This window comes from Tissierella carlieri (assembly GCF_018917285.1).
Classification (GTDB): Bacteria; Bacillota; Clostridia; order Tissierellales; family Tissierellaceae; genus Tissierella; species Tissierella carlieri.
Map to the genome: position 1 here is coordinate 117260 of NZ_JAHLOH010000040.1, position 12293 is coordinate 129552.

At 36.6% G+C, this 12293-nt stretch carries 11 protein-coding genes; 5 read left to right on the top strand and 6 right to left on the bottom strand.

What is annotated here, in order from left to right; all coding sequences use genetic code 11:
- Nucleotides 1-6: 6 nt before the first annotated feature.
- Nucleotides 7-222 carry a helix-turn-helix domain-containing protein gene (locus KQI38_RS12835; RefSeq protein WP_089862886.1) on the bottom strand — a complete coding sequence of 72 codons (216 nt, stop codon included), beginning with the start codon at nt 220-222 and terminating at the stop codon, nt 7-9.
- A gap of 892 nt (nt 223-1114) precedes the next feature.
- On the opposite strand from KQI38_RS12835, the gene KQI38_RS12840 reads away from it, so the two are divergent.
- The 4 genes from KQI38_RS12840 (at nt 1115) to KQI38_RS12855 (ending at nt 6570) form a co-directional block, all read left to right on the top strand.
- Complete coding sequence (locus KQI38_RS12840) at nt 1115-3409, top strand: phage/plasmid primase, P4 family (RefSeq protein ID WP_216560008.1); 2295 nt, start codon at nt 1115-1117, stop codon at nt 3407-3409.
- Between the two features lie 272 nt (nt 3410-3681).
- The gene (locus KQI38_RS12845) at nt 3682-4581 is read left to right on the top strand and encodes a phage major capsid protein (RefSeq protein ID WP_216560009.1); all 900 of its coding nucleotides are present in this window, start codon (nt 3682-3684) and stop codon (nt 4579-4581) included.
- A gap of 75 nt (nt 4582-4656) precedes the next feature.
- A complete protein-coding gene (locus KQI38_RS12850; RefSeq protein ID WP_181737107.1) occupies nt 4657-4860 on the top strand; it encodes a transposon-encoded TnpW family protein in 204 nt (67 codons plus the stop codon).
- 57 nt (nt 4861-4917) lie between these two features.
- Nucleotides 4918-6570, top strand: coding sequence for a recombinase family protein (locus KQI38_RS12855; RefSeq protein ID WP_181737105.1), 1653 nt, complete (start codon nt 4918-4920; stop codon nt 6568-6570).
- A gap of 93 nt (nt 6571-6663) precedes the next feature.
- On the opposite strand, the gene KQI38_RS12860 is transcribed toward KQI38_RS12855, so the two are convergent.
- Together KQI38_RS12860 and mnmL are read right to left on the bottom strand one after the other, a co-directional pair.
- Complete coding sequence (locus KQI38_RS12860) at nt 6664-8451, bottom strand: LysM peptidoglycan-binding domain-containing protein (protein ID WP_216560011.1); 1788 nt, start codon at nt 8449-8451, stop codon at nt 6664-6666.
- Nucleotides 8452-8544: 93 nt separating this feature from the next.
- Entirely contained in the window at nt 8545-9444 is a 900-nt protein-coding gene (mnmL, locus tag KQI38_RS12865; RefSeq protein WP_216560013.1) for a tRNA modification radical SAM protein MnmL/YtqA, read from the bottom strand.
- A gap of 208 nt (nt 9445-9652) precedes the next feature.
- Here mnmL and KQI38_RS12870 point away from each other — a divergent pair, with 208 nt between their 5' ends.
- Nucleotides 9653-10186, top strand: coding sequence for a DUF6512 family protein (locus KQI38_RS12870; RefSeq protein ID WP_216560015.1), 534 nt, complete (start codon nt 9653-9655; stop codon nt 10184-10186).
- A 5-nt stretch (nt 10187-10191) separates the two neighbouring features.
- On the opposite strand, the gene KQI38_RS12875 is transcribed toward KQI38_RS12870, so the two are convergent.
- The 3 genes from KQI38_RS12875 to KQI38_RS12885 form a co-directional block, all read right to left on the bottom strand.
- The gene (locus KQI38_RS12875) at nt 10192-10899 is read right to left on the bottom strand and encodes a M48 family metallopeptidase (protein ID WP_216560016.1); all 708 of its coding nucleotides are present in this window, start codon (nt 10897-10899) and stop codon (nt 10192-10194) included.
- 121 nt (nt 10900-11020) lie between these two features.
- Complete coding sequence (locus tag KQI38_RS12880; RefSeq protein ID WP_216560017.1) at nt 11021-11800, bottom strand: permease; 780 nt, start codon at nt 11798-11800, stop codon at nt 11021-11023.
- Nucleotides 11797-12279 carry a permease gene (locus KQI38_RS12885; RefSeq protein ID WP_216560018.1) on the bottom strand — a complete coding sequence of 161 codons (483 nt, stop codon included), beginning with the start codon at nt 12277-12279 and terminating at the stop codon, nt 11797-11799. The genes KQI38_RS12880 and KQI38_RS12885 overlap by 4 nt, the downstream gene beginning before the upstream one ends.
- Nucleotides 12280-12293: the final 14 nt, after the last annotated feature.

Sequence of the window (12293 nt, forward strand, 5' to 3'; positions counted from 1 at the left end):
TCCTTACTATATATTTTCATTTTCCTTAATGTGTTCTACTATATCTCCAAAATCACAATCGAGGACATCACATATTCGACTTAGAATACCAAGACTAACTGTTTCATCACGACCCAGCTTTGTCATTGTATTTGGTGCAATTTTTGCGGCTTTACGTAAATCTGATTTGCTCATCTTTTTATCAATTAATAACTTCCATAATTTATTGTACGAAATCGCCACAACTTCTCCCTCCATAACTATATACTGTTCGTATATTATAACAATAAAATCGCAACTTTTCAATAATTAGTCGCAATAATATGCGATAACTTTGTTTTGTATTGCTATGTGATTCTAAGTGTCAAATCATTTTAATTTATCTTGACTTTACATTTTTAGTTTAGGTATTATACTTCATTGATTTATTCGATCATTGCAATCCCATACTTTTAGACAAAAAAGTCGAAAAGTCTAATTGAAAAATCCAAAACTACAGCATTCAGCCTTCTTAAACTAAATATCACTTTCGCTCAAATTTGAGCAAAAGCATAAGCATTACAGCAGTCTTTACCTTAGAAAAAAGACAGGCTGTTTTTTTATTTTAAGGGTTCGAATCAATAGAATTCTTCGCTTATAGATGAGGAAGAAAAATATTTTAAGAAAATCCTCAACTAATGTGTTCTACCAAGGCTATAAGGTGAGAGGAAAATACTTTGCATGACCTTCCGAGTTAGCTATTTACTGTGATATTAGCTAGGGGGTTAATAATTTCGGCTATTAGTAGAGGAAAGCAATTCACAGAAATATTTGTTCCGGTACTCAAACTGTAGGTTTATGTCCTGTGGATGAGAGAGGAAATAGCATTCAAAACATACTCTGCTGATTTACCTTTCTTATGAACTACAAATGAAAGCATAGTTTTTCTCTCACAGCTCCTTGACAACTGAATACCCCGAAATGCAAGAGATACTTCAAGCAGAATATGCCATGACGATAATTCCGAGCGTATTCCTTGAAAGATAACGAGGTTGTGTCAAACAAGGCAAACCCTCTGGAACCGTAGCGTTTCGGGTCATTTATAACAGGCAAGGAGGTGAAATAACTGAATACACAATATTATAACTTGCCGCAGATGCTTAAAGATAAGCCACAGTTTTGCTGTTGGAAATATGAAGAACGAAGTGGCAGAAAAACCAAAGTTCCCTATAACCCAGTAACAGGAAAAAGGGCAAAACCAAATCAACGTGGTACATTTAAAGATTTTAGTTCGGCGGTTGCTGCTTTAAGTGATTATGACGGTATCGGATTTTTGGTAGGTAATGACATTTGCGTTATTGACTTAGATGATTGCTTCGACAGTGGAGATAAGCTTAAGCCTGTTGCCCAAAGTGTTGTAGAGGCCTTTAGTGGTTGCTATATGGAACACAGTCCATCTGGGAAAGGGCTTCATATTTTCTTTAAGGCCACTGGCTATGACTTTGACAAAACAAAATACTATATCAACAACAGAAAGCTGGGAGTTGAGGTCTATGTGGCTGGAGCAACAAACCGCTTTGTTACCGTAACAGGCAATGTGTTTGCAGATGGTGATATACCGGAGAAATCGAATGAACTACAGATGATACTAGATAAGTATATGCTGCGTCCTACCCCTGTGAAGCAACTTCAGGATACAGAAAGAGAATCCTATCTGTCTGACAAGTCTGTTGTCGAGAAGGCATTAAAATCGGCAAACGGAGAAAGATTCAAAGCATTATGGCAGGGAGATACATCTGGTTATGCTTCTGCCAGTGAAGCTGATTTGGCACTTTGCGGTATGCTGGCATTTTGGTGTGGCAGAGATATTGGACAGATGGACAGACTTTTCCGAAAAAGCGGCTTAATGAGGGATAAATGGAATAGACCGCAGTCTGGCAGCACTTATGGAATGATAACCATAGAAAAAGCAATCGCAAATGCTACTGAAATATACAAACCAGGTGGTAAGCGTTCATCAGCTACAGAAGATTTTGGAGAATGTTCCCTTGCTGACTTTAAGCCTGAGAGTAACGATCGCTACCCTTGGACGGATATTGGGGCAAGCAGGCTGTTTGCTGATTATTATAAATCTTTAGCCCGCTTTGTTCCCGAAAGGAAAATGTGGTTTTGCTATGAGAATGGCATTTGGATTCCTGATGTCGGCAATCTTAAAGTGATGGAAATGTGTAAATCATTGGCTAATCAACTGCTAACCTATGCTTTGACTATTCAGGATGAACATCAAAGAAAGGCATACATTGACTATTGCCGAAAGTGGCAGTCAAGAAGATACCGAGAAACGGTACTTAAGGATGCACAGAGCGTATATCCCATATCAATGGCTGAATTTGACCAAGACCCGCAGGTGCTCAACTGTTCCAATGGAACCTTGTTTTTAACATCCATGGATTTTCATCCCCACAACAGCGAGGACAGACTTACAAAGATATCTGGCGTTAAATATGACCCAGAAGCAAAAAGCGAGCGATGGAATAGATTTATTCATGAGATTATGAGCGGAGATGAGGAAAAGGCAAAATTCCTCCAAAAAGCCTTTGGCTACAGTATCAGCGGAGACACTCGGTATGAATGCCTGTTTGTTATCTATGGTGCTACAACTCGAAACGGAAAAGGTACGCTATGCGAGAGCATTCTTAAGGTATTAGGCAGTTATGGCTGTACCGCAAGGCCAGAGACTATCAGTCTGAAAAAGAACAATAACAGTTCAAGTCCAAGTGAAGATATTGCCCGGCTTGCAGGAGTACGCTATGTAAATATCTCCGAGCCTAGCAGAGGACTTGTCCTAAATGCTGCACAGGTAAAAAGCATGACGGGTGGTGACACCATCAATGCAAGGTTTCTACATGAGAATTCTTTTGACTTTTCGCCAAAGTTTAAGCTGTATATCAACACTAATTATCTGCCCGTTATTACGGATATGACGCTGTTTTCCAGTGGCAGAGTGGTGATTATCCCTTTTGAACGACACTTTGATGAAAGCGAGCAGGATAAAAACCTAAAACGCGAATTCGCCAAACCGAAGAATCAGAGTGCTATCCTCAACTGGCTAATTGAAGGCTATCAGTTGTTAAAGAAGGAAGGCTTGACTTTACCTGATTCTGTTAAGACAGCAACGGAGGCTTATAAGCGTGACAGCGATAAAATAGCATTATTTTTCGAGGATGCCTTGGAGGAAAGTCCCAACAGTGAGGTGCGGACATCCGAAGTGTATGCCCGGTATCAGCGTTGGTGCAGTGCCAATGGATGTTATTCGGAGAATGCAAGAAACTTCAAACAAGCCTTAACAACTATCGCCCGTGTAGAACGGAAACGACCACGTTCTGGTGGTGGAATGACCACAATGCTTATCGGATATAAGCTGACGGAAGAAGAATTTCTTCTTATTTAAACACAGTGTAGCAGCTTGTAGCAAGAAAAACAGGTTATATAAAAAATCACTCTCGTATAGAGAGTTTAGTTTTTACCTGCTACATCTTGCTACAAAGCTTAAAACCACTGAAAACACTGGATACAACTCCATGTGTTAATACCTACCCCTAGGGGAGGTTAAATCTCCACACCTTTTCATCCGGACAACGGGCGTGGGGCAACGCGTAAAAAAACGCAGTTTCAAACGGGGTATATACCCCCCATTTAATAAAATTTAGGAGGTAAACGATTATGGCAACATCAGCAACTTATAATAGAGCGTTTTGGAATGTTATGAAAGGAAAAGAAGAAAATAATCAAAATCTGAACGAGGGCTTTGATAATGCAGGAGCCTATGTCGCACCAGATGAGTTCAGAGAAGGCTTTAACACTGCTTTGGCAAAAGAGAATATATTCCGCAGATTTGCTACTGTTATCAATCTATCTTCTGCAGAAGGTAAAATTCAAGCGGTATCCTCAACGGGTACAGCAGATTGGGTTGAAGACGGAGATCCAATCCCCGAAAGTGCCGATACATTTACACAGTTTCTGGTGAAATCATACAAGCTGGCATCTCTTGTCAAGCTAAACCGCTCATTCGTCACCGATATGAACTTTAATCTTGAAAAATATCTGATGGGTGATTTTGCGAAGCGTTTTGGCAAGGCTGAGGAAAATGCATTGCTTAATGGAAATGGCACAACTCAGCCAACAGGTATACTTACGGCAGATGCAGATGTAACTACAGCAGATAGTGCTACCATCTCTTTTGATGAGATTATCTCTCTGTACTTTTCATTAAAAGATGAATACCGAAATAACGCTGTGTTTATCATGCACGATAATACAGCCATGCTTCTTAGAACCCTTAAGGATACAAGCGGCAGTTATCTGTGGAACTCTTCAGATAACACCATCTTCGGAAAGCCTGTAGTTACCTCTCCATATATGCCTACAGTATCTGCAGGAGCGAAAAGCATTGTATTTGGAGATTTATCATACTACTGGCTGATTGAGCGTCAGCCAATAACAATAAAAAAATTAAGTGAGTTATATGCATTGCAGGGGCAAATTGGATTTTCTGCTTACGAGAGATTGGATGGCAAGCTAATTCAACCAGATGCTCTGAAAATATTACAAATAAAAGCTTAAATGATGGATTAAGCACTGAGTCATCAATTCGGCTCAGTGCCAGTTCCTTCAAAACATCGGACAGGAGGTCACGATATGGAAAATCAAAGTAACAGCCGCACAACCAAATCCGATATCGGAGGTACGGTCTATGTTGTGGAATCACGAATAAGTGATTCAGCAAAGGAAAGTGCATATTCCAAGCTGAAACGACTGATTACAGCCAACGCAAAAAGCCTTTCAAAGTTATCTGATAGTTCATATAAACCCACGGAAATCAACTCGACTTCTTCAAGGTAGTACGGTAATATACATAGTGCTAAACCGCTTGAAGACTGTCGGAAATGGAGGATAAAAATGAATAGACAGTCAACATTTAGCACTATACGTAAATCAACATTAGCATTTGAAGAAGCGAAAATTACTGCTCTTTACTGCAGGCTTTCCCGTGATGATGAGCTTGCAGGGGACAGCAACAGTATAGTAAACCAGAAGGCAATTCTAAAGAAATATGCTGAGGACAACGGTTTTCGTAACATCGAATTTTATGTGGATGATGGGGTCAGCGGTACAACTTTTGATAGACCAGACTTTAACCGCATGATTGCAGATGTAGAGTCCGGTAGAATTGGAACGATTATCATCAAGGATATGTCCCGATTCGGCAGGGATTACCTTAAAGTAGGATATTATACCGAGATTATGTTTCCTGAAGCAGATGTACGATTCATTGCTATTAACAACGGTATTGATAGTGCAAACCAAACGGACAGTGACTTTACACCTTTTCTTAACATTATTAATGAATGGTACGCTAAGGATACTAGCAAGAAAATCCGGGCTGTGTTCAAATCCAAGGGACAATCTGGTAAGCCACTCTGCACCAATCCACCTTACGGTTATATTAAAGACCCTGAAGATAAGTTGCACTGGATTATAGATGAGAAAGCCGCCGAAGTGGTCAGAGATATTTTCCGACTGTGCATGGCTGGCTTTGGACCCACGCAGATAGCAAAGCAACTTGAAAAGCGATGCATTGATACACCTACGGTTCATCTTCGCAAAATGGGTATTAACACTCCAGCAAGACCACCTGAAAACCCATATGCTTGGTCGGCTCGTACCGTAGCAGATATTCTGGCTAAAATGGAATATCTAGGTCACACGGTAAATTTCAAGACTTCTAAAAAGTCATATAAGAGCAAAGTCAAGATATTGAATAATCCAGAAGATTGGCTGGTTTTCAAAAATACCCATGAAGCAATTATTGATGAGGGCACTTGGGAAACAGTGCAGAAAATCAGAGATGGCAAGCGAAGACCATCACGATTAGGTGAAATGGGAATGCTCTCTGGCATGATGTTTTGTGCCGACTGTGGAGCAAAGCTGTATCAGGTTAGAGGCAAGGGATGGACACACGATAAGGAATACTTCGTTTGTGCTACTTACCGCAAGAAAAAGGGTATGTGCAGTTCACATCAGATACGCAATGTTGTAGTGGAACAGCTTTTGCTAGAAGACTTAAGACGTGTAACCTCCTTAGCTAAAGACCATGAACAGGAATTCATCCGTATAGTTATGAATAATTCAGAAAAGGAACTTGCCAAAGAACTTCGCCAAAGTCAAAAGGAGTATGAACAAGCACAGACTCGTATTGCTGACATAGATAAAATCATTCGAAAGCTATATGAAGACAATGTGATGGGCAAAATTCCCGAAGAGCGTTTTTACAAGATGTCAGCTGAATATGAAGCCGAGCAGAAGGCACTGGAGGAAAGGATAACCAAATTAAAGCATACCATTGATACAGCAAATGAACAGTCCCTCAATACCGACCGCTTTTTAGCACTAGTTAAAAAGTACACAGAAATTACAGAATTGGATGCAGAGATTATCCGAGAGTTCATTGACAAAATTATTGTATTTAAGGCTGAAAAAGTAGATGGCCGCAGAACCCAGCGGATTCAAATTTTCTATAACTGCATTGGCGCTATCGACTTACCAAACTAAACGAAAAAACGGCATAGCCGAATATCAACGACTATGCCGAATTTTTCAGGAATTAATAATCCCTATCTGACCGCTCCTAATGGGGACCTTTTATTACATATTAGGAACACAAATTGCTTTACCCACTACAAAATCTGATGGAGTTAAGTTTGCATTCATCATCATTAGCGCCGAAACGGATATATTAAATTTTTGAGCTAACGCTACTACTGCTGCTCCGCTTGATGGAATATCTCCTTGAGTTATAGTATATTTTTTAGCACCCGTGGGGCAGGGGCATCCCATATCAACATGGGGCATTATACAAATTTCTTGACCTGGAGTAAGTCTATCCCAATTTACATTTGGATTAGCTGTCATTAAATCCATTACTGATACATTAAATCTTAATAAAATAGTTCCCAAGTTATCATTTTCTCTAACTGCATATACTGTTCCACCTGAACAATGGCAAGGAGTTGGTGGTTCTACCTTGGGAATACAAATCAATTGACCTACCTGAAGATTATTTGGATCAACACCTGGATTAGCTGCCATTAAAGTTGCTAAAGGTATATTAAACATTTCTGCAATACTAAATAAGGTATCTCCTGGTCTCACTGCATAATATACTCCATTACATGGTGGTGTCGGTGTACCCCTTGGTATACAAATCACTTGACCTACTTGTAGATTATTTGGATTAAGCCCTGGATTTACTGCTAGTATTGCTTCCACTGTTGTATTAAATGTCATTGCTAGCATAAATAATGTATCTCCAGCTTTTATTGTATAGGAGAATGTTCCCACTGGACATGTTGGTGGAGGTGGTGTAGTTTGTGGTATACAAATTACCTGACCTATTTGTAGATTATTTGGATCTATTCCCGGATTTATCGCTAATATTGCTTGAACTGTTGTATTAAATCTATTTGCCAACCCGAATAGAGTATCTCCCGCTCTTACTGTATAAGCAAAGCTTCCCGGTGGACATGTCGGTGGTGGTGTAGTTTGTGGTATACAAATTACCTGACCTATTTGTAGATTATTTGGATCTATTCCTGGATTTATTGCTAATATTGCTTGAACTGTTGTATTAAATCTATTTGCTAACATAAATAATGTATCTCCTGCTCTTACTGTATAAGCAAAGCTTCCCGGTGGACATGTCGGTGGTGGTGTAGTTTGTGGTATACAAATTACCTGACCTATTTGTAGATTATTTGGATCTATTCCTGGATTTACTGCCATTATTGCCTCTACTGTTGTATTGAATCTATTTGCTAACATAAATAATGTATCTCCTGACCTGATAGTGTAAGCAAATGTTCCTGATGGACATCTAGTTGGTGGCGGTGGTGTAGTCTGTGGTATACAGATTACCTGACCTATTTGTAGATTATTTGGATTAATTCCTGGATTTATGGCCATTATTGCTTCTACTGTTGTGTTATATGTGATTGCTAATTTATATAGCGTATCCCCCGACTTTATTGTGTAAGCAAAGCTTCCCGATGGACATCTAGTTGGTGGGGGAGTGGTTGTGCTTCCAGGTATACAAATTACCTGACCTATTTGTAGATTATTTGGATTAATTCCTGGATTTATGGCCATTATTGCTTCTACTGTTGTCTTATATGTGATTGCTAATTTATATAATGTGTCTCCTGCCTTTATTGTGTAAGCAAAGCTTCCCGATGGACATCTAGTTGGTGGAGGAGTTGTACTTCCAGGTATACAAATTCTTTGACCTATTTGTAAGTTATTTGGATTGATTCCTGGATTTATGGCCATTATTGCTTCTACAGTCGTATTATGTGTTATTGCCAACTTATAAAGCGTGTCGCCCGATTTGATTGTATAGGAAAAACTTCCTGTCGGACATGTTCTATTATTACTCATACTTACCACCCTTCTTTCTTTATTCTATGCATTAATATACTATGCAAAAATATGATTAAGGGTTACTGTGTCTAGTTCTAAAAATTTTATATTTTAAGTTTCTAAGAAATTTCGTATTTTAAGTTCCTTGTCTATCATAGATAATACCTTTAATTTATCTAGGCTCCATTTAGGTTCATGAAGCAATTCTCTTTTTCCATCTCCTGTTATCCTGTGGATTACCATATCTCTAGGGAGCATCTCAATTGCATCTACTACTAAAGATACATATTCTTCTCTGCTCATTATAGGAAAAGGGTTTTTCATATAATAATCATATAAATCCGTGTCCCTTTGTATATAAAGTGAGTGAAGCTTTATGCCCCAAGTCTTGGTACCAGCCACAAATTTCACTGTATTAAGCATATCATCTTTACTTTCACCGGGTATCCCTAGTATTATATGGGTAACAACTTTAATATTTTCTCTTTTTAACTTTTCTATAGCTTCTTCATATATTGAAAGAGGATATCCACGTCTTATTAGTTTAGCTGATTTCTCATGGATAGTTTGTAAGCCTAACTCTATCCATAAGTAAGTCTTTTTATTTATTTCAGATAGTAACTTCAAAGTTTCTTCCTCTAAACAGTCTGGTCTTGTAGCTACGGCTAGCCCAACAACTCCTTGAGTATTTATAGCTTCATAATATAATGTTCTAATCCTATCAATTGGTCCATAAGTGTTAGTAAAGTTTTGGAAATATGCTATATATTTATTAGAATCCCATTTTTTAGATAAGAGTTTTTTCTGTTCTTCTATCTGCTCCTCTATGGAAACCAATCTAGATCCTGCAAATTCCCCAGAACCTTTCTCCCCGCAAAATATGCAACCTTTACTTCCGATGGTTCCATCTCTATTAGGACAAGTAAATCCACCATCTAATGATAGTTTCATTACCTTACCACCGAATTCTCTTCTTAATTCTTCATTTAATGTATAGTATCTTTTTGACATTATAAATTACCTCTCGTAAATTAATCTATTAATTCAAGTTCCATAACTATTTTTGCTTTATGTCATCATTATACTATATTTTTTGTACAGCAAAGATTAATTGTATCTTTACTTTTCTCATGATATGAAATAAATTACCTTATCTTAATACTTTATATTGTTTTATGGCATAATATAGAAATAATATACTATTAGGAGGCGGATTTATATGTTTAATGATTATACCAAGGTTAAAAGGTGGGAACTTTGGGGAATTCTTTGGATAATTATAGTAGGTTCTCTTCTCCATTTTACTTACGAATGGTCTGGAAAGTCATCTATAGTGGGAGTCTTCAGTCCAGTTAATGAAAGTGTTTGGGAACATCTTAAATTAGGATATTTTTCTCTCTTAGTTTTCTCTATTATAGAGTATTGGTTCATTAAAAATAAAGCTAATAATTTTTTCATTGCAAAAGCTATAGGAATTATTTCAATGGAAGTATTTATTGTTATAGCATTTTATTTATATACTTGGATAACAAAGAATCCTATTCTTTTTATGGATATTGGCATTTTTGTACTTGGTGCTATAATCTGCCAACTTATTAGCCTAAAGATAATGAAGCTAAGAGCAAGTAAAACAGTAAATAACCTTGGATTAATTGTGTTTATATTAATAGGTTGTCTTTTTATTCTATTTACTTTTTACACTCCAGAGCTACCTATATTCATGGATCCTAAAACTAAAAAATACGGTATATGAACTTATCATATACCATCAATCACTAATCCATTTAACTCTTTTCTTACATTTCTCCAGTCGGGATAGTATTTATCCATAATGGCCTTAAATTTATCTCCATGTCCCTTTTCTATAAGATGGGCCATCTCATGTACTATTATATATTCAAGACAGTGGGGTGGTTTTTTGGCTAGTTCAAGATTTAACCAAATCCTCTTAGCCTTGGGGTTGCAAGTACCCCACCTAGTCTTCATTTGTTTAACTCCCCATTCCTTCACCCTTAAATCCATTATCTTTTCCCATTTATTTATCATAGATGGAATAATGGATTTTAGTTCTTTTCTATACCATTCTTTCATTATATTTTCTCTTTTTTCTTTACTGCTTTCTTCATTCACATATAAATCTATATATTTATTATTTATTATTTCTACTCTCGGTTTATTACTACTTTGATGTACTACATTTAGTAAATATTTTTCACCAAAATAATAATGACTTTCACCAGATACATACTCATACTCTGGAATTTTCTCCTGGTTTTTGAATTTTTCTCGTTGCTTTTTTATCCAAGACATTTTGGACATAGCAAATAGTCTAATAGCATCCTCAGTCATTCTCTTAGGTGCAGAAATCTTTACTTCACCATTTGGAGGATGAACTGATAGGTGGATATTTTTTATATTCTTTTTTGTTATTTCTATTTCTATATCATTTATTATTAATGTAATCACTTTAATACCCCCCTCACTACTATCTCCTGACTCTTCTTTATTATACTATAAGTATTCACATCTCTAAAGCATATAAAAAAATTAGCAGAATTAAAAGTATTTCAATTCTGCTATTTCTTTATTAATTTTTAGCTTCATTTGGTTGATTAAGTTTCACATTTCCCTTAATCACTTGTTTGTCAATTTCTTCTCCAATTTCAATAGCATTTACAGGGCATTTTTCCATGGCTACCTTAGCCTTATCTCCATCCTTACCTTTTATATTATCAATTATTAAAATTGCCTTTTTGTTTTTAATCTTGAAACATTCTGGTGCTTCTTTAGCACAGATTCCACAACCTATGCAAATTTGATTATTTATGGCAATTTCACCTTTCTCTAATGTTTCAGCCTCATAGGGTATATCTTCTTTTTTCACTATTTTACCTATTATATAACCCATAGCAATTATAGCTATAGTTGTAAAAATCCATCTAGTCATCATAAATTTGGGACTTAAAAATTTTGCTTCATTAGCAAGCATAGGAATCTTAATTACTGCCCAAGAACTTAATATAACTACTATATTAGAAACACTTGCACCTTTCTTTAAGAGAGTTTTACAAACTGGAAATGCTGCATATATAGGTCCAGCAGAAATACTACCTAATGCTAAGGAAATAAATGAACCTTTTAATCCCGAGTTTTCACCAAGAGCATTCATAATTACATTCTTAGGTATCCATGTTTCAATAAGGGCTGTAAGTAAAAATACTACAGGCATTATTATCAGCATCTCTTTCAAATAATATCCGGTATTATTAATAGATAACATAGCCTTTTCTGTATTTATTACGAACAATACTAGATAAATCCCTATGACTCCAAATATAAATGAATTCTTCTTAATTTTCTCCATCATAGCACTACCCCCATTAACATTGAAATAATAATAGCAAATCCAAAGCTTAGTAAATTTCTAGTTATAGTGAATTTAGTTCCAAATTCCTTTTTTTCTAGATTGAATGTAACTAATCCAACCATTGTAAGAGTAGTTAAGAATGCTACAGCTGGCATGATGCTTGCGCCCATATCTACAATAGAGCCCACTAATGGGAATGCAACAAAGGCTGGAATAAGAGTTATACTGCCAAGCAAAGCAGCTATTATTGTTGATAATAAGGTATTTGACCCTCCCAAATGATCTTTTATAACAGTTGGTGGGATAAAAGTGAGAATTAATCCTATTAAAAACAATATACCAAGTATTTGTCCTAGCATGCTACCCATCATTTTCTTTGATTTTTTCATAGAACTAATTGTTCTTTCTTTGTCTTTAATCATAGAGATAATAAACCAAACTAAAGTTATAACCCAAAGTCCCTTTGTAAAAATATCCATAAAATCTCTCCTTT

Bases quoted from the DNA above. Each gene is read 5' to 3' on its own strand.
- mnmL (WP_216560013.1), bottom strand. From the start codon at position 9,444: ATGTCAAAAAGATACTATACATTAAATGAAGAATTAAGAAGAGAATTC.
- KQI38_RS12845 (WP_216560009.1), top strand. From the start codon at position 3,682: ATGGCAACATCAGCAACTTATAATAGAGCGTTTTGGAATGTTATGAAA.
- KQI38_RS12860 (WP_216560011.1), bottom strand. From the start codon at position 8,451: ATGAGTAATAATAGAACATGTCCGACAGGAAGTTTTTCCTATACAATC.
- KQI38_RS12850 (WP_181737107.1), top strand. From the start codon at position 4,657: ATGGAAAATCAAAGTAACAGCCGCACAACCAAATCCGATATCGGAGGT.
- KQI38_RS12855 (WP_181737105.1), top strand. From the start codon at position 4,918: ATGAATAGACAGTCAACATTTAGCACTATACGTAAATCAACATTAGCA.
- KQI38_RS12870 (WP_216560015.1), top strand. From the start codon at position 9,653: ATGTTTAATGATTATACCAAGGTTAAAAGGTGGGAACTTTGGGGAATT.
- KQI38_RS12880 (WP_216560017.1), bottom strand. From the start codon at position 11,800: ATGATGGAGAAAATTAAGAAGAATTCATTTATATTTGGAGTCATAGGG.
- KQI38_RS12885 (WP_216560018.1), bottom strand. From the start codon at position 12,279: ATGGATATTTTTACAAAGGGACTTTGGGTTATAACTTTAGTTTGGTTT.
- KQI38_RS12840 (WP_216560008.1), top strand. From the start codon at position 1,115: ATGCTTAAAGATAAGCCACAGTTTTGCTGTTGGAAATATGAAGAACGA.